At 41.2% G+C, this 24,922-nt stretch carries 23 protein-coding genes; 13 read left to right on the forward strand and 10 right to left on the reverse strand.

Going from position 1 to position 24,922, the window contains the following annotated elements:
* Positions 1–210 precede the first annotated feature (210 nt).
* The 5 genes from HG263_RS16755 to HG263_RS16775 all read left to right on the forward strand — a co-directional run bounded on the left by HG263_RS16755 (position 211) and on the right by HG263_RS16775 (position 7,655).
* On the forward strand, positions 211–2,016 hold the full coding sequence (locus HG263_RS16755; RefSeq protein ID WP_171627242.1) for a S8 family peptidase: 1,806 nt from the start codon (positions 211–213) through the stop codon (positions 2,014–2,016).
* Between the two features lie 11 nt (positions 2,017–2,027).
* Positions 2,028–2,456 (forward strand): serine protease external chaperone, encoded by a 429-nt coding sequence (locus HG263_RS16760; RefSeq protein WP_171627243.1) that lies wholly within the window; start codon positions 2,028–2,030, stop codon positions 2,454–2,456.
* A gap of 194 nt (positions 2,457–2,650) precedes the next feature.
* Positions 2,651–3,832 (forward strand): lactonase family protein, encoded by a 1,182-nt coding sequence (locus HG263_RS16765; protein ID WP_171627244.1) that lies wholly within the window; start codon positions 2,651–2,653, stop codon positions 3,830–3,832.
* A 381-nt stretch (positions 3,833–4,213) separates the two neighbouring features.
* A complete protein-coding gene (locus HG263_RS16770) occupies positions 4,214–6,088 on the forward strand; it encodes a DUF885 domain-containing protein (RefSeq protein WP_171627245.1) in 1,875 nt (624 codons plus the stop codon).
* 79 nt (positions 6,089–6,167) lie between these two features.
* Positions 6,168–7,655, forward strand: a complete 1,488-nt coding sequence (locus tag HG263_RS16775; RefSeq protein WP_439331998.1) for a dipeptidase — start codon at positions 6,168–6,170, stop codon at positions 7,653–7,655.
* A 107-nt stretch (positions 7,656–7,762) separates the two neighbouring features.
* Here HG263_RS16775 and HG263_RS16780 read toward each other — a convergent pair whose 3' ends face one another.
* From HG263_RS16780 to HG263_RS16795, 4 genes are all read right to left on the reverse strand, one after another.
* Positions 7,763–8,950 carry an aminotransferase class V-fold PLP-dependent enzyme gene (locus HG263_RS16780; protein ID WP_171627247.1) on the reverse strand — a complete coding sequence of 396 codons (1,188 nt, stop codon included), beginning with the start codon at positions 8,948–8,950 and terminating at the stop codon, positions 7,763–7,765.
* A 16-nt stretch (positions 8,951–8,966) separates the two neighbouring features.
* On the reverse strand, positions 8,967–9,830 hold the full coding sequence (gene kynA, locus HG263_RS16785; RefSeq protein WP_171627248.1) for a tryptophan 2,3-dioxygenase: 864 nt from the start codon (positions 9,828–9,830) through the stop codon (positions 8,967–8,969).
* A 219-nt stretch (positions 9,831–10,049) separates the two neighbouring features.
* Positions 10,050–10,352 carry a hypothetical protein gene (locus HG263_RS16790; RefSeq protein ID WP_171627249.1) on the reverse strand — a complete coding sequence of 101 codons (303 nt, stop codon included), beginning with the start codon at positions 10,350–10,352 and terminating at the stop codon, positions 10,050–10,052.
* 406 nt (positions 10,353–10,758) lie between these two features.
* Positions 10,759–11,232, reverse strand: coding sequence for an aldolase/citrate lyase/malate synthase family protein (locus HG263_RS16795; RefSeq protein WP_171627250.1), 474 nt, complete (start codon positions 11,230–11,232; stop codon positions 10,759–10,761).
* A gap of 166 nt (positions 11,233–11,398) precedes the next feature.
* Here HG263_RS16795 and HG263_RS16800 point away from each other — a divergent pair, with 166 nt between their 5' ends.
* The 3 genes from HG263_RS16800 (at position 11,399) to HG263_RS16810 (ending at position 15,245) form a co-directional block, all read left to right on the forward strand.
* Complete coding sequence (locus HG263_RS16800) at positions 11,399–12,892, forward strand: DUF3612 domain-containing protein (protein WP_171627251.1); 1,494 nt, start codon at positions 11,399–11,401, stop codon at positions 12,890–12,892.
* Positions 12,893–12,923: 31 nt separating this feature from the next.
* A complete protein-coding gene (locus tag HG263_RS16805) occupies positions 12,924–13,775 on the forward strand; it encodes a helix-turn-helix domain-containing protein (protein WP_171627252.1) in 852 nt (283 codons plus the stop codon).
* A gap of 78 nt (positions 13,776–13,853) precedes the next feature.
* The gene (locus HG263_RS16810; protein ID WP_171627253.1) at positions 13,854–15,245 is read left to right on the forward strand and encodes a S41 family peptidase; all 1,392 of its coding nucleotides are present in this window, start codon (positions 13,854–13,856) and stop codon (positions 15,243–15,245) included.
* Positions 15,246–15,331: 86 nt separating this feature from the next.
* Here the strand turns inward: HG263_RS16810 and HG263_RS16815 are convergent, their stop codons facing one another.
* Entirely contained in the window at positions 15,332–15,577 is a 246-nt protein-coding gene (locus HG263_RS16815) for a hypothetical protein (protein WP_171627254.1), read from the reverse strand.
* A gap of 142 nt (positions 15,578–15,719) precedes the next feature.
* Here HG263_RS16815 and HG263_RS16820 point away from each other — a divergent pair, with 142 nt between their 5' ends.
* Genes HG263_RS16820 through HG263_RS16830 form a run of 3 tightly spaced genes read left to right on the forward strand, consistent with a single transcriptional unit; the run spans position 15,720 to position 17,000 of the window.
* Positions 15,720–15,875, forward strand: a complete 156-nt coding sequence (locus tag HG263_RS16820) for a hypothetical protein (RefSeq protein WP_171627255.1) — start codon at positions 15,720–15,722, stop codon at positions 15,873–15,875.
* Positions 15,838–16,551 (forward strand): hypothetical protein, encoded by a 714-nt coding sequence (locus HG263_RS16825; RefSeq protein ID WP_171627256.1) that lies wholly within the window; start codon positions 15,838–15,840, stop codon positions 16,549–16,551. Before HG263_RS16820 ends, HG263_RS16825 begins: the two co-directional genes overlap by 38 nt.
* Before the next feature lie 44 nt (positions 16,552–16,595).
* Positions 16,596–17,000, forward strand: a complete 405-nt coding sequence (locus HG263_RS16830) for a hypothetical protein (protein WP_171627257.1) — start codon at positions 16,596–16,598, stop codon at positions 16,998–17,000.
* Positions 17,001–17,044: 44 nt separating this feature from the next.
* Here HG263_RS16830 and HG263_RS16835 read toward each other — a convergent pair whose 3' ends face one another.
* From HG263_RS16835 to HG263_RS16850, 4 genes are all read right to left on the reverse strand, one after another.
* On the reverse strand, positions 17,045–18,238 hold the full coding sequence (locus HG263_RS16835; protein WP_171627258.1) for a right-handed parallel beta-helix repeat-containing protein: 1,194 nt from the start codon (positions 18,236–18,238) through the stop codon (positions 17,045–17,047).
* A 168-nt stretch (positions 18,239–18,406) separates the two neighbouring features.
* Positions 18,407–18,832, reverse strand: coding sequence for a hypothetical protein (locus HG263_RS16840; protein WP_171627259.1), 426 nt, complete (start codon positions 18,830–18,832; stop codon positions 18,407–18,409).
* A 132-nt stretch (positions 18,833–18,964) separates the two neighbouring features.
* Positions 18,965–20,305, reverse strand: a complete 1,341-nt coding sequence (locus HG263_RS16845) for an NAD(P)/FAD-dependent oxidoreductase (protein WP_171627260.1) — start codon at positions 20,303–20,305, stop codon at positions 18,965–18,967.
* A gap of 19 nt (positions 20,306–20,324) precedes the next feature.
* Positions 20,325–20,882 carry a GNAT family N-acetyltransferase gene (locus HG263_RS16850; protein ID WP_171627261.1) on the reverse strand — a complete coding sequence of 186 codons (558 nt, stop codon included), beginning with the start codon at positions 20,880–20,882 and terminating at the stop codon, positions 20,325–20,327.
* 279 nt (positions 20,883–21,161) lie between these two features.
* On the opposite strand from HG263_RS16850, the gene HG263_RS16855 reads away from it, so the two are divergent.
* Entirely contained in the window at positions 21,162–22,604 is a 1,443-nt protein-coding gene (locus HG263_RS16855; protein ID WP_171627262.1) for a chitinase, read from the forward strand.
* A 417-nt stretch (positions 22,605–23,021) separates the two neighbouring features.
* Positions 23,022–24,218 carry an RsmB/NOP family class I SAM-dependent RNA methyltransferase gene (locus tag HG263_RS16860; RefSeq protein ID WP_343044006.1) on the forward strand — a complete coding sequence of 399 codons (1,197 nt, stop codon included), beginning with the start codon at positions 23,022–23,024 and terminating at the stop codon, positions 24,216–24,218.
* Here HG263_RS16860 and HG263_RS16865 read toward each other — a convergent pair.
* Entirely contained in the window at positions 24,215–24,805 is a 591-nt protein-coding gene (locus HG263_RS16865) for a LysE family translocator (RefSeq protein ID WP_171627264.1), read from the reverse strand. The genes HG263_RS16860 and HG263_RS16865 overlap by 4 nt on opposite strands.
* Between the last annotated feature and the right edge of the window lie 117 nt (positions 24,806–24,922).

Here is a 24,922-nt window from a genome sequence, read left to right on the forward strand (position 1 = left end):
CGATCAAAGCCCAAGGTAAGTTTCAAATGGTCTGTTAATGGGTAAATATGTGTTTTTTGTGTTTTAAATGTAATATTTTTTTGAGTGTAAAGGGTTGTTTTGTTTGTAAAATGTGTATTTTTAAATGACAGCGATGTCTTTTTCTGTTGCTGATACGTGACCAGAGTGTTATGTTTAGTCCCCCTTATGGGGTAACACGTTGAGGAAGCTATGAATTATAAAAAGAAAATTTTGGCAGTTTCAGTACTTGCTGCAACTTGTGCAGCTAACGCTAACACTTCGCCAGAGCAAGACTTAATAAAACGCGATCCACTCACATTTCAGCAGTGGCATTTACAAAATACAGGACAAACAGGCTTTTCATTATCAGCAGGTAATGCAGGAGAGGACCTGAATTTAGATTTTGCAGATCGCATGGGTATCAAAGGCCGAGGTATCACGGTATCGGTCATTGATACTGGTGTGGAGATCTCACACCCAGACTTAAAGAATAATGTTGTTCCGGGTTCAAAGAACTTAATTGATGGTAGTGAATACCCTGTTGATACGCATGGTCATGGTACCGCTGTAGCAGGCCTCATTGCTGCAGAAGAGGGCAATAACTTAGGTGGTCGAGGTGTTGCACCATACGCAAACTTAATTGGTTTTAATTACCTAGATGAACAGTCCATCGAATCTTGGATGTTGTCACATGGACTAAGTGAAGACTTTAGAGCACTTGACCGCTTTACAGATCCGCGTGTCTTTAACCAAAGCTATGGCAGCACTCCTTCTGCGCCTGTCAATGGTGATGCAAATGAAGATCCTACTTTTGCATTGCAAGAAACGGTTATGCAAGATATCACCCTTGATAGCCATTGGGGCAGAGGGGCTATTTATGTGAAATCAGCGGGTAACTCTTTTAGTTATTACACCACATACATCAACGGTGAACGCTTCTATGTCTTACCATTTGAAAACGGCCAGACATTAAACAATCAGGGCCTGCCATTTCATAATGCGAATATTTCAGATCTAAATACGTCGTTTTGGAACTTGGTCGTATCATCGTTAAACGCAGAGGGTAAATTAGCGTCATATTCTTCTGTTGGTGCGAATGTATTCTTATCAGCACCTGGCGGTGAATATGGTGACGATAAGCCAGCGATGGTAACGGTTGATTTGACCGGTTGTGATAGAGGCATGAACGTATCTGGTGCTCATAAAAATAGCCTACATGGAGGCTCTGATCTTGACCCTAATTGTAACTTTACGGGAATCATGAACGGTACATCGTCTGCAGGGCCAAATGCCGCAGGTGCTGTTGCTACTGTGATGTCGGCAAATCCAGCCCTTGATGCTAGAACTGTGCGTCATTTATTGGCTTCAACGGCGCGCAAAGTTGATCCACAAAACAGTGGTGTCACTTTGAACTTTGAATCTGCAACAGGTGAAACCGTCAGCTATGATGCAATTCCTGGATGGCAAACAAACGCTGCGGGTTATAACTTCCATAACTTTTATGGTTTAGGTGCGGTTAATGTAGATGATGCGGTGTATAAAGCACTTTTTACTGGCGTATCACTACCTAAGTTACAAGTTACTGACTGGCAAGCTAAAAATGCTAATGTCACTATTCCTGATGCAGATTTAACTGGTGCACAAAGCACAATGAGTGTTGATGACAACTTAACGATTGAAGCTGTGCAGCTAAAAGTGAACATTGATCATACACGTTTGCGCGATTTGGCGATTGAGCTTACATCACCATCAGGTACGCGCAGTGTCGTGATGAGTGCAAGAACAGGCTTCTTAAGCGGCACTGAAGGTGGATATACAGACACAATCATGTTGAGCCACCACTTCTATGGCGAGCAATCGCAAGGTAACTGGACCATTAAAGTGCTTGATACAGACAAAGGCACAAGTAGTACCTTGATTTTCCACCCAAACAAAGGCTTCTTTGGCACCAATGGTAATAACAATACTGATCCGGGTGTATTAAAAGATTGGTCACTTCGTATTTACGGCCACTAAGGAGTATGACAATGAAAAAACTATTCGTTTTATGTGCGATGACTGCATCTAGCGCGGTGTTTGCAAATACACCAATCTCATTTGATGGATTGAAAGATGTTACAGTTCAAGACATCAGCCAATTGCAACTTGATAGTCAAACGACGGTTGGTGATGTGCTAAGTGGTGAAGCCGTAACTAAAGGGCAAGTCATTATCGGTGACAACGGCCTAAGTGCGTATGAAGCTACGGGCGAAGTACTTATTCAATTAGCAAGCTTTGCTGATGCTGATGAAGTTGCTAAAGCGCACGGCTTAACGTTAAAGCAAGCTTATAAGTCGTTCTATGTTGTTACAGCATCAGAACAAAACCTGGCAAAAGTACTCGCTGGCTTAAAAAAAGAAGGCACTGTGGTTTCGGCAAATTTAGGTCTTAAGAACTTAGATACCAAAATAAACTAATCCCTCAGTTTAATAAGCGGTCGGTATACTCAAGTGCGGCCGCTTTTTCATTTCTATATCCAAAATACCACTTTGAGTTTTATTTTTGCTCGCAGCGAAGATTTATACTGTATCTTAATTAACGTCGTTGACTTACCTATTGGGAAAAGCCAGTATTCTACTGAATCTAAATATTTTTAATCGTTGGGTGTCTGATGGTGAGATTAAAAGGCTATGTCGCTTTATTCGTTTGTTTACTGATCACAGGTGCAAGTAAAGCTAGTTTTGCAATTGAGCATAAAATACTAACAGTCGTTCAAACTATTCAAGATGGTGAGAATGGTGTTGAGGGGCTAGACAACCCAAGACATGTAAAGCTATCTAAAGATGGTAAACATGTTTTTATTGTCAGCGGAGATGACAATGCATTGGTGGGATTCAAACTAAAAAGTAATCGCTTATTACAGCCTTTTGACTTTTTAAAAAGTGCGCCAGATAAAGGTATTTATTTGGAGGGGGCAGCTAGTTTAACGCAAATAGGAAGTGAGAAGCGTATTGCTGTTACAAGCTTTTATGATGGTGCTTTGTCGGTGTTTGACTTTAGCAATGACAGTAAGCTTATCCCCTTGCAAAGCTTCAGCGATCACATTTCACCCAAAATTGTATTTAAAAATAACCAACCTTTAGCAAATTTGGATAAATTGGGGTTATTTGGTGCTTGGGAAGTGATCCAAAGCCATGATGGGAAGCAGTTGTTGGTAGCAAGCTATAAGAGTAATTCAGTCACTATCTTTAATGTGGATGCCAAAACCATAAAATTAGCGCAACAAGTAAAACACCTAGATAAACAACCAAAACATTTAGGAAACCCTGTAAGCATTGCACTTTCGGCATCAGGAAATAAACTATTTGTTGCAGGGTTTGACGGTAATATTGTGACTATTTATGCAAGAGATAATGAAGGAAAACTGGCTTTTTTACAGCAGCTTGAAAATACACTAAGTGCTGAAAAAATTCTCAGTAATCCACAAAAAATTATTGCATCTCACAACGGCAAATTTATCTATGTGGCTAATGCCAGTAATGCAAGCATCACAGTATTTGCTGATGAAGATGGTTTTTTCAACCATGTTCAGAGCATCACTGTTGAAGGGTTAAAAGGGGTTGGTACACTATTACTTTCCAATGATGGAAAACATTTGTTTGCTGCAGGCGAGCAAGATAGTGGTTTAGTGCAATTGCGCGTGCAAGCAAATGGTAGGTTATCCGAAGCAATTTCTTACAACAATGAAAGCAACTCTATACATGGCATTTCATCAATTGAACAGCTAGAAGCGCGGCGTCTGTTGTTAAGTGCTGCCAAAGCCGACACTGTGTATTTGGTACAACTTCCTTAGTTTAGAATATGAATTTAATAAAAAACATCAACGCGTTTCCCGCCTTTTTGAGCTGCTGCTCACCTCATAAAGCTGTATATTGTAGGCTAAAAATGGTATTGCTGTGACTTTATCAACCTGAGGTTGGATAACTAATATCTCTCTAGCAGCTAGTTTTAACGCTAACTGCATTGAATTCACTTCTAATAGCCCGCTATATAGTACGTAAATTCGCCTTGTTATCCCTAAAACTTACTGGCTAGATGAGAACAAAAGTTAATCATTTTATTGAAAAAACAATGAATTAACCTATTTTTCATCCAAAACTCAGGTTAATCAGAATAATTAATAAATCAATACCTATACTTTAAATTGCGCAACAGTTACCAACGGAGTTTTGTTATGAAAAAAGCAAGCCTAGTCAGCTTAGCCGTTCTTTTTGCCCTTGCTGGGTGTTCTTCTGAGAGTAATTCACCCAATTCAACCTCAGGTAGTTCAACTGAGGTATCAGCTTCAGCTAGCTCAGCTTCAGTGGATGATGTTGTGGATCAATATACGCAAACTTTTATCACTCATCAGCCAGCTTTGGCAACGTCGCTAAAGTTATCCCCAGAGCAATATGGTGATTATGCTGACCGACTACCAAATTACTCCTTAGCTGGGATGCAGGCACTGCAAATTGATATGAATAAAGCCGCTGAGCAGCTAAAAAGCTTACAAACTGGTCAGCTAAGTGACGACGAGCTTTTGCATGTTAAAGTGAACGAAGTACTGGCAAGATATTATGCTGGTCATAGTCAGTTCTCAGCGGGATACATCGATACTTGGGGTGGACATCTACCTTACATAATCAATCAATTATCTGGTCCATTGGTCGATATTCCTAATGTATTGAAAGACCAACATGGGGTGGAGTCAAAACAAGATGCACAAAATTATTTAGCTCGCCTTGAAGCATTTGCAAAAATGACGGAGCAGGTACGTTCAAAAGCGATGGCGGATGCCGAAAAAGGCGTGATTTTGCCTAAGCCACTGTTTGCAAATACATTAGGTTATTTAGATAACTTTACTGCGCCCGAGGCTGCACAGCACCCATTAGTGAGCTCTTTTGAGCAAAAACTCGGTGACGTTGCCGATTTATCGGATAAAGCTAAGCAAGATTACGTAAGCCAAGCAACGGCGATAGTAAAAGATAAAATTTACCCTGCGTTTGCTAAAGTAACTGCTGATATGAAGTCGCTTGAAGCAAAAGCCCCGACCAAGGTAGGTATTTGGGCACAACCAAACGGTGAAGCATTTTATCAACATGAGATCACGTATCTTGCCGATTCAGATATGAGTGCAGAGGAAATTCATAATATTGGCTTGCAAGAAGTTGAGCGCATCACCAAGCGCATGGACGACATTCTAAAAGCGAATGGCTACAGCGAGGGTAGCGTTGGCGACAGGATGAAGCAACTCAATGAAGAAGAGCGCTTTTTGTATGAAGATAGCGATGAAGGCCGTGAAAAGCTGCTGACTTTCTTACGTGGTGAGATTGAAACAATTAACAAAAAAGCCCCTACGCTATTTTCTACCTTGCCGCCACAGAAAGTGGAAGTAAAACGTATTCCTAAAGCAGTAGAGGCAGGCGCTCCAGGTGGTTATTACAATGGTCCATCACTGGATGGTAGCCGCCCAGGCATATTTGCTATCAACTTAAAAGATATGAAAGCTGTGCCAAGCTTTGCGATGAAAACTCTGACTTATCATGAAGCTGTGCCTGGGCATCACTTTCAAATTGCTTTGAATATGCTGCAAACAGATATTGGCTTAATGCGTCAAAATGCGTCATTTAATGCTTATATTGAAGGTTGGGCACTGTATTCAGAGCTGGTGGCTTATGAAATGGGGATGTATGAAAACGACCCGTTTGGCGATTTAGGTCGCTTGCAGGCAGAAGTGTATCGTGCAGCACGTTTGGTCGTTGATACAGGTCTGCACCACAAGCGTTGGACTCGTCAGCAAGCTATCGAATATTTTGCGCAAGCAACAGGTACGGCAATGAGCGATGTAACCGCTGCAATTGACCGCTACATAGCGTGGCCAGGCCAAGCGTTGGGCTATAAATTGGGTATGCTTAAGCTAGTAGAGCTGCGTGGTAAGGCAAAAGATGCGTTAGGCGATAAGTTTGATATTAAAGCGTTTCATGACCTTATTTTGTTAAAAGGCGCACGCCCTTTAGCCATTGTTGAAGACGACGTAAATCACTGGATTGAGCAGCAAAAAAAAGCTTAACGTTGACAGCTTTGGCAAATTAATATGAATGGGGGCGCAAGCCCCTTTGTTGGTTATGTATATCTAAGGAACAATTATGATCCGTTATATTACTCTGGCCACGGCTATGTTTACACATAGTGTACAGGCAAATGTTGCTGATATTAGTCATTCAACCGCTCAGTATGCGGTAAATAATTATCAGCAGGCACAAATTCATACCTTGGCGAATATGGTGTCATTTGCAACGGTAAACAAAGAGAGTATTGCAACGCCTCAAAACCCTGCATTCATCGGATTTAAGCAGTTGTTAAAAATGAAAGCCGCACAGCTTGGCTTGGATTATCAGGACAAAGGGCATACGGTACTGATTGGACTTGGCAAGCAGTCGCAAAAAGTCACGGTGGTAACGCATGGTGATGTGCAGCCCGCTGATGAAAGTAAATGGCAGAAAAGTCCATTTGAATTAGATACAACGTCAGAGCCTGGTAAGCTAATAGCGCGAGGCGCAGAAGATGACAAAGGGCCTATTGCCACTGCAATGTATGCAATGAAGGCCATAAAAGATAATGGCATTGAGCTTAGTAATCGTATCGAATTAATGATCTACCTTGCAGAAGAGTCTGACTGGGAGCCTCTTAAGACTTTTATGAAAACCTATGAGCAACCTAAGTACGCTATCACAATAGATGCGAGTTACCCCGTTGTAGTTGCTGAAAAAGGCTGGAGTTTGATTGAACCAACATTTAGTGGCTCAGCAGAACAAACAGGCGTATATGTTAGTAACTTTAAGGGCGGGGCATTTAAAAGTCAGATCCCTGAAGACGCAAGCTTGATGTTACATAACGCCTCGACTGAGTTGCTAGATAAGCTTAAAGCGCAAGCCAGTAATTTCAGCACAGCAAAAGTACAATTCATTGAGCAGCCTGAAGGCATAAAAGTAGTAGTTAAAGGCACATCTGCGCATTCTTCAGAGCCAGAAGCGGGTGTGAATGCAATTGGCCATTTAGCTGCACTATTTAGCGGTGTTAAGTTGGCTGAAAATGCAGACGGGCAAGCTGTAATGTTTTTAAGTGAACTTGTTGGTACAGGTTTGTATGGCAAGCATTTTGGCAACATTGCATATAGTCACGACTTTATGGGGCCAATGACGGTTGCACCAACACTATTGTCACGCCAAGGTGATGAGCTTACGTTGTCGATTAATCTACGTAGACCCGTTGGCAAAACCGCGTCACAGTTGGAGTTACAGATAGCACAAGCAATTAACGCGTGGCAACAAGCGCATAATGTTACCCTTGCAGGACTTAAAGTTGAGTTGGGTGAGCCGATGTTACTCGATAGTGCACCTCACGCACAAAAGTTGTTAGATATATTTAAGCACTATACGCAAGATCAAGATGCGGGGTTCGTGTCGATTGGTGGTGGGACTAATGCAAAATTGTTTGATAACGCTGTGAGCTTTGGTCCTTCAATGCCAGGCAAGCCTTACACAGGTCACTCAGAGCATGAATTCATTACAGTCGAACAACTTAAGTTAAATTTAAGGATGTATACGGCAATGATGATAGAGCTTGGTAATATGTAACAGCGATTAAATAGCCTTCTCTAAAAGCAAATGAAATAGCAGGCTGATATATAGACGCTCAGTGTGACAGAAAAAATCACACTGAGTTTTTCGTAACACTTAGCTCTTTACAAGATGCTCGGGACTAAGCTTTCCATTACATTTAATGCCTGTTCAAGCTGATCTTGGCTCACATAAGGTGCAGGCCCTAAACGTAATTGTTCACCGCGACTATCTGATTGAATGCCATGCTCGTGTAATTTTGATACCCATAAATTAGCGTGAGGGGTTGTAAGCGCTAAAAAACCACCATTGTCTTCATGTTTGTGATTGGCAAGACTAAAAGCTTGCGCAAGTTTAGGCACAGACGTAATACCATCGCGTAAAATCGCAATTTGCTGCTGGTTGATTGTTCGTAATGTATTGATATCTAGTTGTTGCTGCTCAAAAAAGTCAAATACTGCTGCGGCGCGATAGTGACTACTTGGATCATAGGTTGCGCCTTCAAAGGCGTGATAGCCGGGTCCATAGCTTACTTGACCTGGTGCTTGGTTTAACACACTAAACTCAGCATACCAGCCAGTAATAATAGGGCTGCCGTTATAGCCTTGTGGAATACGCATCATGCAGTTACCTTCACCAGCTTGGCAATATTTGTAGCCCCCCGAGACAATAAAGGCATGTTCAAGTTGCCACGTTTTGATGTCAAACGGCACCACATTGAGTGCATGATAAGTGTCAACCAAACAAGGCACTTTCATATCATGTGCGTGCTGTGCAACTAATCCCACATCGCGGAAAATTTCACTGGTGCCATAAAACACTGCTGAGATCATCACCGCATCTGTTTGTCCGTCAATTTTGTCGATAAGGCGTTGTGCTAGCGTATTGCTTGGGTAAACATTCACCACCTCAATTTGCATATTGAGTTGCTTAAAACGGTTAAGCTGCCTACGCATAGAGTGAAACTCACCATCGGTTGTGACGATTTTTATCGCTCTGCCTGGTGGTTTTTTAAAGCAATCTAAATCAGATAAAAAGCGCAGTAGCAACTCATGGGTAGACTCACCTAGAGTGATCTGTGCGTTTTTTTCGCCAAGTAATTTGGCATAGAAATCCTTTACACGTTGCGCTTTTTCAAATGCCTTCCCCCATTTGTCGTCAACGTGAGTGGCGGCATCTTGATAACACTCAAGCAAGCCATTTTTAGCAGCATTGGGCCAGGCTTGGTGAGAATGACCTGACAGCAGAATGCGCTCGCTGACATTGAAATCACTATAATGTGGCTGTAACTTTAACGCTAAATCCATAGTCATTTTGTTTACTCCAAAGTTACAGGTGCGTGCGCAGCTCAAAAAGTTCAGGAAAAAAGCTAATATCCAAGGCTTTTTTCAAAAATTCTACGCCTGAAGAGCCACCAGTGCCCATTTTATTTCCGATGATGCGTTGCACGGTATACATATGTTTAAAGCGCCACTGCTGGAAGCTATCTTCAATGTCAATGAGCTTTTCAGCGAGTTCATATAGATGAAAATACTTATCGGCATTTTGATAAACAACTATCCAAGCATCCAACACACTTTGATTCGCCTCGTATGGTTGGCTAAAATCTCGATTGAGTACGCACTCATCAATGGGCAAACCTTGTTGTTTAAGTGCTTTTAGGGCTTCTTCGTAAAGACTTGGTTTGTGTAGTATGTCGCTCAGCTCTTGATGCACGTCTGGGTTACTTTCATGTACTTTCAACAGCTCGGTATTTTTATTTCCTAACAAAAACTCTATTTTGCGATAACCATAAGATTGAAACCCAGATGAATGACCCAGAGCATCTCTGAACTTTAAATAATCAACAGGCGTTAGTGTTGATAAGATGCCCCAAGATTGAGTCAGCTGGCTCAAAATTTGTTTCACACGAGAGATCACCTTAAACGCATGGCCAAAGTTACCGCTTTTAATGTTTTCAATTGCTTCATACAGCTCGTGGCCAGCCAATTTTAGCCACAACTCACTGGCTTGATGAATAATAATAAATAGCATTTCATCGTGTTGGTCTGATAAAGGGTTTTGAGCGTTTAGTACTTGTTGCAAATTAAGGTAATCACCATAAGACATGTCATCCTTGAAATCGGTATGAATGTCTTTTTCCATTGCACGGTAGTTACTTGGTTTATTGTCTGAGTGATATGGGCAGCTCATGATTATTCCTGTTGTCGATACTTTCTAGGCAGCTTGAATAAATAGTTCGCAAGCTGAAGTTTGCTCAAGAATAACAACCAACTAACAGAACAACAAAGCGGTCAGTAGATGTTTGTGCTCAAGGAGTTGTTTAGATTAGTTTACACGAATGAGCTGTGACATGAATATATTTTCAATATTAAAGAGTAAAAAACCGCACTAAAAGTGCGGCTTTAAATATCATGCAGGTTCGTTGTTTTTAGTAGTTTCTAACGGTTCTGTTGGCTGGTTTGATGTCATCTCATTTAATTTGTTAATGCAATAAAAGTTAAATGTAACTAAATATATAGGATTTGTTTTTAGCTCTATATTAAGATTTTTAGACGCATATTCTGTTAGAGCCTTTGCAGCTCCAAATGCCCAGATAACGTAAAAAACAACAGATATTATGCTTAGTGTGCTGGCTATTTGAACGCCAGAAGAAGCAATGGCTCCGCTAATGCCTGATAAAATTGCAACCGCAATTGGTAAGTGTTGTCGCAAAATTGTTTTTTTGTAATCTCAGCGAGTAATGGTGTATTTTTATAAAGGTACATTACGTTGAAAATACCAGCAGTAACTATAGATAAAAGAACTAAATGCAGTGTCTTTAAGTTGAAGTTATCTTTAATCGTTAGTGTGTTTATTCTTAATTTTCTGTTTTAAATTTTCGTTTGGCAATTTGTTTAAAATAACGAAGGGTGTTATTTTTTAATTGTTGTTTTTAAGTGTGGTGAAATTAATAAATGGAGGTGGTTAATTAAATGGTAGGATAATAAATGGTTCTACTGGTTTACGAGCGATAATTTGAGCTTCATACTTTTTTGTCGCTGAACAGCACAGGCTGTGGTATTTGCTCAGCAAACCTTGGCTGATGCGCCTACCACAGGGACTGTATTAAATATAAATATCATAAAGAGTAATCGCTACCGTCTTTGGCGGTATACAGTTTAAGGTTAGCTGTATTTTGTACCCCATGTAAAAAGCTCATCCACAGCCTTTTAAGCTCTGTCTTTGAAGACACCGAACTTAAAGGTGTTTCTACTTGAATATCATCGATGTTTGCGCGGTCTAACCGGCCCGAATCTCCACAGCGATTGAAGCTAAGCTCAATGTGAAGCTGGTCGTCCTTTCGTAATAAAATGGCAGATGGATCATCTCGATGACCACATAAGGCCACAAATTGTTTTGGATATTTAAGTCCACAATGGTTGCCATCGGCGAAAAAGGCCATTAAGTGATTGTAGTAAACCACGTAATGGGTAGCATGCAGGTGTGAACCATGGTCTAGTGGGCAATGCTGATCCAGGTACTCTTTTGCTATATCAAGCTTTTCACTGGTGATAGGTCGAGATGTTAAACTTGAACGGGTTAGGGCTGTCATCGATATTTCCTCATTCTTGTTACGTTATGTATATGCGTTGTGAGAGTGTTCAAGTTCAGTGTATGCGAGTTATGCTGAAAATTTCACAAAAAGAATTTCACAGTGTAAATTTTACAAATTGTGTTATTTTTATACATGAAGCTGGCATTTCGATGGAATAAAAATAATGAAAAAAGAAAGTAGCCTGATGCGCAAGTCCCATTTTTTGGGCACTAAAATACGTAATTTACGCAAGCGAAACCATCTGACATTAGAAGATTTATCGGCGCGTTGCATTCGTTTTGATCCCCACTCCGCGCCTTCCGTGTCTTACTTATCAATGATTGAGCGCGGTAAACGCACACCAAGTCAGGAGATGCTAGAGAACTTGTCAGAGGTATTTCAAAAACCTGTGGCTTGGTTTTTAGATAACGAGCCTGAAGTAGACAGTATTACACCGCAAAAAGGTAATCACGGCGGTGTCTTGGGCATGGCTTTAGAACCAAACTTTTTGTTTTCTAACGATATATTACAGATTGCGATACCAGAAATGCTATCGCAAACGGGGATCAGTGGCCGTCAGTTTGCCCATTTACTGATCAGAGCGCACCAAGAGCATCATCAAAATTACTTTCCAGATCTCGAACGAGCAGCAGAAGACGTTGGCCATAAAAACTTGTATCTAAACAGTGATGATTTGATAGCGATTGCTCAGCAACATGATTTGCAACTACGTTGGTTTGAACAAGCTGGTGAATCCAAATTTAGTGAGTCAGAAGAAGCAAGTAAGCATTTGCTTACTTCCTACTTTGAAGCACCTAACTTAGTATATTTGAACACCCTTTTGAAAAACCGCGAGAGTAGACTGAAGTATGATTTGGCGGTTCATATTGGTCATGCCGTTTTACATAATCGTGAAGGACTACATTGTCGACTTACAATAGGGGGCAGTGAACATAACGAAGAAGCACATCACAATACCCCCAATGCACAAGATATTCTCAATGCATGGCGTGATTTTGAAGCAAGCTTTTTTGCAGGTGCCTTATTGTGCCCCAAAGTTTCTTTTAGGCAGTTGCTGGATAGTCATGGCTATGAGGTAAGTGTGCATAAATTACTGAACTTATCTCCCTCGGTTGTGATGCGCAGAATGACCGTTGTGTCACCTTACCCACATTGGCACTATTTTGATGCTTATCAGCCGGGCAAATTGAAAGCCGTATATCGAGGGAATGGCATTCCGTTACCTTGGGGAAATATGCGTACGGTACAAGATCCTTGTCAGCATTGGGCGGTATTTAGAAAGTTTGCCGAAGTATCTAGTCAAAGTAGTACACAGCTGTCTATTTTACTTGTTGAAGGTAAGCCAAGGTTATACTGTTGTGAGTCTATACAAGTGGAAGATTTAGCGGGTAATTTTCATGTGCTTTGTGCTGGTGTGGATTTAAATCCAGCCATCGCAGCGCAAGGGATCGATGTTGAACATTTGGTGTTAGAATTACAGAACCTTTGTATTAAACACGGTGGATCAAGTGTTATCCCGCACCAGATAAAACAGCAGCTGTTAGGGGTGGCAAAAATTTTAAATATCGCTTGGGTTGAGCGTAGCCTCAGTGCAGATGTTAGGGTGATCTGTGTGCGTGGCAATGCGTGTCCGCGCCAGCCGCAATGTTACAGCTAAGTGCTCAAAAATATGCATGGAAGTACGGGATATGATATTCGAATGTAGACCAAGTGCGGAGCTTAGTCATTACGTAGAGTGTTTTTTGTTACAGCGAGTATCAAATAGCGTCAGTTATTTACCGCAAGGTGTATTTGATTTGTTGATAAACGAAGGCCCATTACATGATGGGTCTTGTATGCAAACGTTGGCTCCATCCGTTTGGTTAATGGGACAACATACGCGTATGGTTACGCTAAATGCTCAACACGTGAGTTGGATATTTACGATCAGGTTAAAACCTTTTGCACTTTTGCCATTCAGTCAATTTAACGCAAAAGAAATAAAAAACGCGTTAGTATGCGTGCAACCTCATCTTCAATCGACACTCTACTTTAATCAAATAACTGAGTTATTTTCAAAGGTTAGTTCGTTAACGGCTAAGGAATTACTACTTGCTTGCGTGGAGGTTGCGAAGCGGTGGCTAATTGAGGTTATATACAAGGCTAATTTTGCATTGCCAGAGCTCTTTAGAGGTCAAGCGAATGCTATTTTGCAACGCAGGGGAAATGTTACAATACAGCAAATTTGCAATGACTTTTCGTTAAGTAAAGTGACGTTAGGCAAGCACTTTACGGCTAATTGTGGATTACTGCCTAAGGAGTTAAGTCGTATTTGGCGGTTAAACTATTTCTTATCCTTAGAGCAACAAGATAACAATAAGGCGTTAACTGATGCCGCACTGCAAGCTGGATTCTATGATCAAGCCCACCTAAACAGAGAGTTTAAAGCCGTATTTAACATCGCTCCTAGGGCCTTTTTTTCATCTCAGTCTTATCACCACGGAGTAATAGAACATATTAGTAACCGTTTTGAGGGGCGCTACGATCCTTACCGACGTTAAAGATTTACTTTTTTACAATTGTTACGAGTAAAGATCATCTACATTCTTCAAAAATACTCATATAACAGGGACAATCCTATGAATTATCTTATTAAGTCTTTCGTCTGCAGTATGCTGCTATGTGGCACTACGATAGGTTCTGTGATGGCAAACGAAATCTCATCTGAAATACAACAAAATACCATTACAAAGTTATCAACACTCCTTGAAGAGCACTATGTTTTTGAAGATGTTGCGAAGCAAACCACCGCAAAACTAAAAGCTGAGTTTGAAGCAGGTAAATTTGCCCAATATCATGACGCAGAAGGGTTTGCTATGGCATTAACCGAATGGCTGCAAACGCAAGCAAAGGATCGCCATTTAAGAGTACGTGTCAACCCAAGTTCAGATAATGTCATTGGTGCTAAAGCACGATTTGAAGATAGTTTGCTTAAACCTTTAAATCGTGGGGCAAGTTCTCAAGGTGTATTAGAAGTGAGTATGCTTGAGGGAGATATTGGCTACTTACAGCTCAATAGTTTTCGCGGGCTTGAAGATACCAAAGCGTATTTAGATGCGGCAATGACCGTGCTGTCCTCTGCACAGGCTATTATTATTGACTTGCGAAAGAATGGGGGCGGTTCACCTTTCACCGTGCAGTATTTATGTAGTTACTTCTTTGATAAAAAGCTGCTATTGAACAGCTTATATTACCGTGAAGAAGATGAAACACGTGATTTTTACGTGTTAGATGACGTGTCAGGTAAAAAGCTTACCGATATACCGCTTTATATATTGACCAGTAAGCGCACGTACTCTGCTGCAGAAGAGTTTAGTTACAACATGCGTACCCGTGAGCGGGCAACTTTGGTTGGTGAGACCACGGGCGGGGCGGCAAACCCCGGCGGTATGTTCCCAGTAAACGAAACCTTTAGAACATTTATAGCGACTGGCACTGCTATTAATCCTGTGACAAAAACCAATTGGGAAACAGTGGGTGTTGAACCTCATGTGAAAGTTGCACCAGAGCAAGCGTTAGATAAGGCGATAGCGCTTGCCAAAGAGGCGGTAAATAAACGTTGGCATAGCAAAAAACAGCAAAGAGAAGAAGGCATTGCTAAGCTTTTCAAATTAATGTCAGAAATACAAAATAATGCAGAATATAGTGATAAACAAAAAAGTCATTATTTGACGCGTTTAAGTCAATTATTTGAAGGGCTTGAGCTTAGTCGCTATGGCTACTATGAACTGGCGGAAGATGAGCTAGACAAGCATCCTCACCTTGGAGCATTGTTACTTGAAGTAAATAGCCAATATTTTCCAAAAGATGAGTATATCTATGGGTTATGGGCAGAGGCGCTTAAGAAAAACGGCCAGCTCAAACAAGCCAAAAAGATACTTGAATCGGGTATTGAGCGCGTTGAGAGCGAATTACAAAAACAATACTTGCAAAAGGAACTGGCGCAACTCGACTCAAAATCAGCATTGTAACTACAAACAAGTGATGCAGCAGAGGCTGCATCACTTTTGGTTAACTCGGTGAAGTTTGAGTTCTGTACTAAAATGGCATAGCAATGCTATTTGTCACTTGTAACAATATAGTGTTTGTTATTGAACACTTGACGTTCAACTTGATCATTTAAAAATGAGAAAGTCATCGGGCGGTTTGCCGCGTCTAATGAGCCGTCATTTTCAATGGTGTTATCGCTGATCAAATGTGCTGAAGCTGTATTGGTTGCGTATAGTTTAAGTCCATAAGTTTTTGGCTGAATAATTAGGCTGTCTTTGTAGGTGTGTGAAGCTCCATTTTGGGGTCTGAACAATTCTTTATAATTTGTTGAGATTTTTTTGTTTTAATGAAGTTATTAATTTGATCTTTTACTACGCTTGATATTGCCGTTAAGGCGTTTTAGGGACTCTTCAACCGTGAAGAGATAACTTAATAAACGATAAATGGATTTACTTATGAAACTACCGTTAATACTGCTGATGACTTTGGTTATGTCTGCAGCATCTTATGCCAATGATTTGGCCTCATATATGGACTCTTTAGAGCCTAAAGTAGCCACTATGACTCCTTTGGATGATAGTCGGTCACCTGAATATTGTATGCCGATATAATTGTGATATTGATCAAGAGCTAAGATACATATTTAGCTTTTACGATACATATTTTGGACAGGAGCAAGTATTTAATTTCTTCGAGGGTAATGAACTTATCAACAGCATTTCTTTGGAAGAATATTTAGATACTTTTTACCCAAATAGTCAGCGCATTATTGATGAAGGAGTTCAACCTTTAGATATGCCCTTGGATTGCAGATATGACCCTGACTATAGCTGCGAGCAATGGGTGCAAAGTGATTTTTTGGATTATGTTATAAACAAAAAAGTTGAATTCACTGTTACTCAAGAATTTATAGATGGGAATAATAACGCAAGGCGTATTGCGATTTCTTTGGTTACTGCTAGCGTAGTTGGAAAAGTGGCGGCGAGAGTAGCCGCGGCTCTTAGGGTACTTATTAGCTCTAGTTTGGTTGAAGCAACTACGGCTACAATGTTAAATGAAATACTCACAGGTACTAATTGGTATAGAACAGATCTACAAGTTGGAGATACTTTGGTAATCAAAGCTGGTCGCTTGTTAGAAATTCGTTCTGGGAGCTCATCTGGTGGAGGTTCTGACGGTGGAAGGGATGGCGGTGGCTGGGATGGCGGTCGTGAAAGGCAGTTTATATGTGTCACTGTTTGGACTAACTCAGGTGGTGGAGATGTAGCACAACAAGTGTGTTATTAAGTAAGTTACGGGGCCAAGACTGGTCCCATTAAAGGATTGCAACTGTGGACTTTAAGGGTTTGTTTATTATGCTGGTGCCGTTGATAGCACCATATTTAAGTATCAAGATTTTTGAGGTATCTAGCAAACAAGCACTCAATGGATTTGTGGGTTACTACAATCTGTGGTTGTACTTTTTCGTAGTCGATAACTATCAATATTACATTGTTACTTTGGTATTTATTGTAGCTTGCACATCATTATTAGTAATTCTGAGTTTATACGCTAAAGAGAGCTTCGTTCCTAACGTTCGAGAGGTTGCATTATATTTGGGCGTATTTAGTTTTCTGTTTTTTGCCGCTCTATTATTAGGGTATCAAGGAGTGCAGTGGTTCTGTATCAACATTATCTTAATGCAATTTGTCTTTATGGTCTTTGGGAAGTTTTTTAATAAAAAGAGTGAGTCTTAATTGATAGAAGCGACAATAAATCGCTTCTGTGGTAGTTAGCTTTTTTAGTTGTCGGTGTTTTCAATATAGTGGTGGTTATTTAACAAAACTCGTTCAACTTGATCATTTAAAAATGAGAAAGTCATCGGGCGGTTTGCCGCGTCTAATGAGCCGTCATTTTCAATGGTGTTATCGCTGATCAAATGTGCTGAAGCTGTATTGGTTGCGTATAGTTTAAGTCCATAAGTTTTTGGCTGAATAATTAGGTTGTTTTTATAGCTGTGCGGCAATCCACCGCTTATTTGTGCGTTTTGCTGTGCCGGGTTACGTGCAAAGATACCATTTTCGCCCGCATAAATAATTTTGTTATTAATGACTTGTAGGTTATCTCCATCTAGCATCATACCATTGCCGCCACTGCGATAGATTAAGTTATCTCTCACTTGTACATCATCGCCACCCACTTGAATACCGGTATTTTGCCAAACAGGAGCAAATGGGCTAACGCCCGTACGGTAAATCTTATTACTGTAAATGTGTGCGTTGCCTTTTACTGAGTTTAGCTGAATGCCATCTGCAGCAGTTTGTTCGAGCTTATTATTATGTATGCGAATGTTTTCAAGCTTATGTGGATATACAGTCGTCGCCACACCATCACATTCTAACTTACGGCTTTTACCGGTATAGCCTACGTACATACCTTCACCTTCCTTAGTGTGATGAACGTAGTTGTGGTGAATATTAATACCTGTCATTGTGAAGTTTTCAGCCCATGTGGCTGGGTCGCAATTGGGGTCAGTTTTTATAAGCATGCCAGCAAAGCGGGCACGATAAATTTCGATGTTATCTACTTCTATTTGTTCACTGAGCTGGCCAATGCTCAATGTACCGCCTAATCGTATACCGTATGGCTGTGAAGGGTTAGGTGATATAGATGTGAGCCTTAGCCATGTTGATTGCTCAACGGCAATGCTGTACTCATATGGTTTGGTTGTTACAACGCCATCGGCATTACGAATAACGATTGGGTGCTCAGCACTGCCATAAATGTTTTTTAGTTTTAATGGGCCTCTCTCACCAGCCGCTAAACAAACGGTATCCCCAGGCTGAATGTTCATCGCCAGCCCATCAACTAAATAATGGGATGACGGTATTGTAAAGTTACATGCAGTAATATGACTTTCATTTGCGACTGCGCTAGCGCAATTAAGTAATGGCAGAGTGCATAATGAGGCTAAGGTGAGTGCTGAGTGTTGCATAAGATGTCCCTAATCTGAATGGTGTTTGTACAGATAAATAAAACAGGAAAGGTTAACTGATGCAAGGGGTATTATTAAAAGGATTAAAAAATACGAACATGGTATGAAAATAGCTGTGGTAAAACGAAAGCGTACTGCGCTTTCGTTTTTTAAATATAAATTATCTTATTATTGGCATTTTATCGTAGCATATAAAGGGTAACACTGATTTTTGCTACCCGTGCTTTTGTTTTCCCAGCTTTTTGCATACCAGTTATATTCTGCGTATGAGGATTCATCTTCGCCACACTTTATTGTGCTACCGTCTGCTTCTTCACGGTGTCCACGCTCTCTACAGAATTGGTTGCCGTTAAGATAGTTAACAAAAAAGTTATCTAAATAGCTACCCACCCATACTCTTGGATTGTAATAAGTAGTAGACGTTGTAACGAGTGTGTCGCTCACTTTTGCAACTTCAACGACCGCTTTATCAAAGGTAACTCCTTCCCCTTCGATTTGCTCTACATTGTTTAATAACGTGACAGACTCAGCTTCTTGGGCTAGAGCGAGTGTTGATGTGAATGCCAAAAGGCCTAGTGCGATTGTAGTTTTCATAATATACCTGTTGTTTTAGTTAAATTTTATAAGCAGGTATATTTAACGCATCTTTTATGTATTTTGTTTTTCCAATTTGTTTACATGGAGTTAAATAATTGCATCATTTATATGACACAAGCAAGCTAGGTGTTAGCCTAGCTTGTCTTTAACTTGCGCGTATTGATAATAGGCAAGCTGCCCAAAACGCCTGAACTTTGCAAACGGTAAATAGGGGAGTGGCGTTTGGTACAAAGGTAAATTGGGCACAGTTTGTTTGGCGAGCATTTGCGCCATACGGTATGCAGCTTGTGCACTAAATGATACCCCAGCACCGCAGTAACCAAGAATGTATCCCACATTACCTTGTAAACAAATATGTGGCATATCATCTAAAGCTGCGGCAATAAATCCATTCCAATAGTAATCATGCTCAATGTTAGCCAATACAGGAAAGCTCTCAGCAAGTCCTTTTTTTAAGTTATTCAGGTAGATAGGGGAGTCTTGATGTTTGGCAAATACCGCGCCGCGGCCACCAAATAAAATGCGTTTATCGGGTAGCAGGCGGTAGTAGTATTTTAAAGTACGGGTGTCCATGGTCACTTGATGTGTTTTTATGCCGGTTTGACTTAACTCTTCATCGGTCAGTGGACGAGTCACTAAAATACTGCTCAAAATAGGTAGGTAGCGATTATTGATAAGCGAGTGTGATTGTTTATTGTTGTATGCATTGCCAGCGTAAACCACATTATTAGCGGTTAGAACAGCATTGTTAACATGTAAAGTATGACGATTTGAGGGTGACTCAACCTTGGTTACTAATGCATTCTCATATAGAGTGACGCCCGCCTGCAACGCGATGTCACGATAGCCAAGCAGCAATTTTAAAGGATTCACGCCAAATCCATCTGCTAAACGCATTGCACCAAAGGCTTGTTGATTCTGCATATAATCACGTTCAAGTTCTGCTGTTGTCAAAAATTGCGCGTCATTCGTACCAAGTTGTTTTAAAAAGCTTGCTTGTGCTTTTAAGCTTTGCATCGCTTTTTGGTTGTGGGCGATTTTTAAATAACCCTTTGCTTGTGGCTGGCAGTCAATATTATGTTCAGTGATTAAAGACTCGACACGTGCTACCGCTTCACTGAATTCATCATAAATACCTTTGCAGGCATCCATTCCCCATTTTTTAGCCATTTGAGGGTAGCTCAAACGGCCAGAGCCTTTTAGCACAAAACCTGCGTTACGGGCGCTGGCTCCAAAGCCAACTTGATTCGCTTCAAGCACACAACAGCTGATATTGAAATAATGAGCAAGATAATAGGCAGTGAGTAAGCCACTAAAGCCACCACCTATGATAGCGACCTCATAGTGTGCATCGGTCACTGGTGCTGGGCAAGGAATTGGTAAATCAACCGTACTTGCCCAGTAGCTTGGTGCATAGCCACTTGCTTGGCAGTGTGTATGTGTTAGCGGGTCGTAATAGTTAGGGCTCATATTATTCTTTTTCTTAAATTTAAAACATTAAAACCATTTCAGCTGCTTGGCAGTGGCACTCGTTACTGCAGATTGTACAAACGTACCCGTCATTAATGCAGTTTTCTAACCAGCGGTCATTATGAATTTTAATGATTTGGCCGCCTGCTTTTGTAAAATACTTTACGGCGCCATTACCTGGGCTTTGTTTCCAAAGGTGTGCAACTCCAGCTAGGGCACCTTGCTGCCTTAATGCAACCACTGACGCATGCAGGAGCTTCGGGCCAATACCTTGCCCCTGAGCTTCTGGTGCCACGGCAATACACTTAAAGTAAGCCATTTGTGACGGTAAAACAGGCCACGCTTTTGGCGAGCACCATTTGTCAATTGGCCATTGCTCTGCAGCGTAGCTCGTTCTAAAGCCAAGTAAGTTACCGCTATCATCTAACGCAACAAAACAGGCATTTATGTCAAACTTGGTGCCAAGCGCTACCATTTTTGCTATCCCAGGCATATCAAGGTAGTTATCTCCGTGTACTTGATTGGCCAGTTTAACGACTGCTTCAAAATGCTCTGGGCGTAATTGTGTTACTACCATACTGTTTACCTGCTTAATTGTTACCTTCTTACCTTACTGTGAATTTAATAATAAATCTTCATGAAAATGCAGGGACAGGGTAAGTTTTGTAGAAATTATACTTAACAATTAAAAGGCTACACTTTTGCGTCTACAAATTTGAACGTTTATTGGTCAAGTTGATTGTTACATTCCTTCACATAAAGTCGTTGACAGCGATGTCATTTGGTTAATACTCTTAAATCCAGTGTGAATTTTTTGTTTCTCACTCGATACAACATATAAAGAAGGAAGAACAACATGTTTAAGTTAACCCCTATGATGGTAGCGCTCAATATAGCTGCTATTTCATCTGCAAGTGCAATGACGATTGAACCTGATCCGCAAAACCCTGGTGGCTATCTGATATCAAAAGTAGAACTACAAGAAACGGTTGCAGCTAAAACCAGCAACCCAATGTACGCCATCTGGGCAAAAGCTTTAGAAACAAGAAGTAATGCAGTTGTTGAAGCAATTTTGCCAGGTCGTAGCGATAACCCCAGTAATGTAAAGCGTGTAGAGCGTGTTTTTCCTCAAGCGCAGTGGGATTTTTTAACCCACATGGCAGCGCCCGAATACACTTATACTCGATTCTTAAGAGCAATTGGTAAATTCCCTGCATTCTGTGGAGAGTATAGCGATGGGCGTAACGCCGACGCTATCTGTAAAAAATCAATTGTGACCGCTTTTGCACACTTTTCACAAGAAACCGGTGGGCATATTGCTAAGGATAATGTTTCTGATAACCCGTTAGGTTTAGAAGAGTGGCAACAAGCTTTAGTACATGTACGTGAAATGGGCTGGTCGGAAGGTCAGCCTGGATATACAACAGGGTGTGGTCAAAACGATTGGCAAAATAGACGTTGGCCTTGTGCACAAGGGCAGGGTTATTTCGGCCGTGGCGCTAAACAGCTTTCATATCACTTTAATTATGGTGCGTTTTCAGAAGTAATGTTTGATGGCGATGCTACTGTGCTACTGAATAACCCAGGGCTGGTGGCTGATTCGTGGTTGAATCTTGCATCTGCAATTTGGTTCTTTTTAACACCCCAAGCACCAAAGCCTGCCATGCTGCATGTGATTGACCGCACGTGGGTGCCTTCTCAGCGCGAGCAAGATGCAGGTATTGGCTATGGCTTTGGCACGACTATCAATGTGATCAATGGCGGTATTGAGTGTGGCGAGCAAAACAAAAATAAAGGTCAGCCAGTTAATCGTATTCGCTATTGGGAAGGCTTGGCGCACTATTATAATATCCCAATTGAAACAGATGAAGAAAACACCTGCTGGCAACAAACGCCGTATGGGAGCTTAAACCTAAATGGGGCCACAGATGTACTGTATACCAACTGGGAAGGTGATTGGGCCTATTATTCAGACCGACCAGGTGGTTATTCGTTCGAATGTAAGCTCGTGGGGTATCAAACGGCTTATTCTGCACTAGTACCAGGGGATTATGAAAAGTGTGTAACGAACTTTTATAAATCTCATGCAAGTTGGCCACAAGTCACGGTGGTGGATGAGCTAACGCCACCAGATGACGAGCCACCAGTAGGAGGTGTGGCTGCGTGGGATGCAAGTAAAGTCTATTTAAAAGGCGATCAGGTTAGCTATAAAAATAAAATATATGAAGCGAAGTGGTGGACTCAAGGTAATACGCCGGACTCTACCCAGCCATGGAAGTTTATTCGAGATGTTCAATAATTTTGCTCGATAAAAGTTAGTAAAAAGCCGATAGCGGGCACTATCGGCTTTGCTGTTAAACATAGAGTAGGCTAGTTCAACAAAAGTCGTCCATGCTTTGCGTTATCTCTATCCTCATTCAAATATCACTCATAGTTCAGTCTGTAATAAATGTTTTTGGTTACGTAAGCCTTGGTATTGCCGTTATGATATCTGATACTGTATCTGAGACAATCATAGATATGTAAATAATTGTTATATTCGTAATAAAAGGCTGGTTGTAATGCGCTGTAGGTCATAAACGGCTCGTTTTGCCAGTTTGCAAGTATTTCCTATTCTAAAACTATTATCCAAACCAGAGGCTAGTTAGAATTATTCGCTGTTATACAGAAAAAAAGTTACAATCTGCACTGATATATTGAATAAATGAGGTTGTCTGTGCACGCAGAACGTCAAAGTGTAGAAGCGCAAATTTTTGCCCTAGAGCAAATAATGTTTACTGAGCAATATGCAGATAAAGTAATTGAGCGAGTGCTTGGTGAACAAACGTATTGGGACCTTACAAATAGGCAAACCTTTGTTACAGACACCTACAATATTATTCGCTGGTGGCGCAAGCTCACAGTCGCACTTGGCTACGAAGACAATGATAGTCCTTCAATGTGGCATATTTGGGGGGCATACCAATTGCTCAACGCCAAAACATTGCCAGATTGGAGTGAGCTTACAGCACTAAGTATTGAGCTATTAAATGACAATTTAGACAAGGCAACTAGCGCACAGCTGAACAGTTACCCCGATTGGTTATGGCAAAGAGCCTCTAACGAGCTTGGTGAGCAGTGGTTGAACGTTGCGCAAGGGTTAAATAACCCAGCCAAAACCTACTTAAGAACCAATACGCTTAAAACCAATGCATCAGCTTTGCAAGTAGAACTGGCACGGGAAAATATAGAATGCCAGTTACTACCCGACACAGATACCCTTGAGGTAACGAAATACGGGCACCTATTTAAATCCAAAGCGTTTTCTCAAGGCTGGTTTGAAATGCAAGACGCAGGGTCTCAACAGATAGCACCACTGTTAAATGTAAAACCAGGGTTGCGAGTGGTCGATGCCTGCGCGGGAGCTGGGGGTAAAAGCTTGCATATCGCTGCGTTAATGCAAAATAAAGGCTACGTGTTGTCTATGGACATTCATCAACACAAGCTCGATATATTGAAAAAACGCGCCAAACGAGCTGGCGTGCATATGCTTGAAACTCGCCTTATAAAAAATAGCAAAACAGTAAAACGCTTAAAAGACAAGTTTGATCGAGTGTTACTTGATGTGCCGTGCTCTGGCACTGGGGTACTGCGCCGCAATCCAGACGCCAAATGGCAGTTGGCAAACAACAACATAGAAAACTTGATAACGCTGCAAGGAGAAATACTGCAGCGCTATAGCCAGATGTGTAAACCTGGCGGCCGCTTGGTGTATGCCACGTGCTCGATTTTACCGAGTGAAAACCAACAACAAGTACATGCATTTTTAGAAAATAACCCACAGTTTAAACTTGTGGAAGAGTTAAGCTTGCTACCCGGTGTAAACACCCATTTTGATGGTTTTTATGGCGCCGCGCTTGAGCGACAGGTTTAATGACTAATTAGCACTGAAGCCACTAACAATATAGCCAAAGAGCAAACCCCGTTGAGCCGCTTAATATGTTGGCGGCTCCTAAATACTTTTCCAAGCTTTGCACCCGCTAATAACCATAATGCGTCAATGATTGCGACCAAACTAATACAGATCAAGCCGGTAAATAGCAATGGGTTGAACAGCGGAGCGCTACCAATGCTAAATTGAGAAAAGAGTGTGATCAGTGAAGCATACGCTTTTGGATTAATAAGGTTTAATAGCACACCTTGCGTAAAGCCCGGCAACTTATCGTTGCTCCTATTGTGGGTATCTTGCACATACAGTTTGTATGCTAGATATACAAGGTAGCCGACACATAAAATAGATAACCCTGAAGCAAATTGAGGCGAGGTTTCAATAAGCTGAGCCAACCCCACATTGACCAACACCATCGCCAGAGATAATCCAATCAGTATCCCGGTTAAAAAAGGTAAGTTACGCCTGTAGCCAAAATTTGCACCTGAAGCAAGTAAAGAAATTGGCGCGGGACCTGGGCTGCCAAAAAGTAGTAAGGTCATAAAAAACAAAGAGAATAGGGCGTCGTGCATAACAGCTCCTAACCTATACTATGCCAGCTGAGCTAGTTATGAGGCTCAGTCGCATCGGAGTCTGTATACGGTAACCGTGAGTTTTTAAGCAAGCCGTAGAACGGGCATATTGTTGTT

This window comes from Pseudoalteromonas caenipelagi (genome assembly GCF_013140855.1).
Lineage (GTDB): Bacteria > Pseudomonadota > Gammaproteobacteria > Enterobacterales > Alteromonadaceae > Pseudoalteromonas > Pseudoalteromonas caenipelagi.

Bases quoted from the DNA above. Each gene is read 5' to 3' on its own strand.
- HG263_RS16770 (WP_171627245.1), top strand. From the start codon at position 4,214: ATGAAAAAAGCAAGCCTAGTCAGCTTAGCCGTTCTTTTTGCCCTTGCT.
- HG263_RS16865 (WP_171627264.1), bottom strand. From the start codon at position 24,805: ATGCACGACGCCCTATTCTCTTTGTTTTTTATGACCTTACTACTTTTT.
- HG263_RS16800 (WP_171627251.1), top strand. From the start codon at position 11,399: ATGAAAAAAGAAAGTAGCCTGATGCGCAAGTCCCATTTTTTGGGCACT.
- HG263_RS16820 (WP_171627255.1), top strand. From the start codon at position 15,720: ATGAAACTACCGTTAATACTGCTGATGACTTTGGTTATGTCTGCAGCA.
- HG263_RS16825 (WP_171627256.1), top strand. From the start codon at position 15,838: ATGATAGTCGGTCACCTGAATATTGTATGCCGATATAATTGTGATATT.
- HG263_RS16755 (WP_171627242.1), top strand. From the start codon at position 211: ATGAATTATAAAAAGAAAATTTTGGCAGTTTCAGTACTTGCTGCAACT.
- HG263_RS16805 (WP_171627252.1), top strand. From the start codon at position 12,924: ATGATATTCGAATGTAGACCAAGTGCGGAGCTTAGTCATTACGTAGAG.
- HG263_RS16795 (WP_171627250.1), bottom strand. From the start codon at position 11,232: ATGACAGCCCTAACCCGTTCAAGTTTAACATCTCGACCTATCACCAGT.
- HG263_RS16780 (WP_171627247.1), bottom strand. From the start codon at position 8,950: ATGACTATGGATTTAGCGTTAAAGTTACAGCCACATTATAGTGATTTC.
- HG263_RS16855 (WP_171627262.1), top strand. From the start codon at position 21,162: ATGTTTAAGTTAACCCCTATGATGGTAGCGCTCAATATAGCTGCTATT.
- HG263_RS16840 (WP_171627259.1), bottom strand. From the start codon at position 18,832: ATGAAAACTACAATCGCACTAGGCCTTTTGGCATTCACATCAACACTC.
- HG263_RS16850 (WP_171627261.1), bottom strand. From the start codon at position 20,882: ATGGTAGTAACACAATTACGCCCAGAGCATTTTGAAGCAGTCGTTAAA.
- HG263_RS16760 (WP_171627243.1), top strand. From the start codon at position 2,028: ATGAAAAAACTATTCGTTTTATGTGCGATGACTGCATCTAGCGCGGTG.
- HG263_RS16765 (WP_171627244.1), top strand. From the start codon at position 2,651: ATGGTGAGATTAAAAGGCTATGTCGCTTTATTCGTTTGTTTACTGATC.
- kynA (WP_171627248.1), bottom strand. From the start codon at position 9,830: ATGAGCTGCCCATATCACTCAGACAATAAACCAAGTAACTACCGTGCA.
- HG263_RS16810 (WP_171627253.1), top strand. From the start codon at position 13,854: ATGAATTATCTTATTAAGTCTTTCGTCTGCAGTATGCTGCTATGTGGC.
- HG263_RS16845 (WP_171627260.1), bottom strand. From the start codon at position 20,305: ATGAGCCCTAACTATTACGACCCGCTAACACATACACACTGCCAAGCA.
- HG263_RS16835 (WP_171627258.1), bottom strand. From the start codon at position 18,238: ATGCAACACTCAGCACTCACCTTAGCCTCATTATGCACTCTGCCATTA.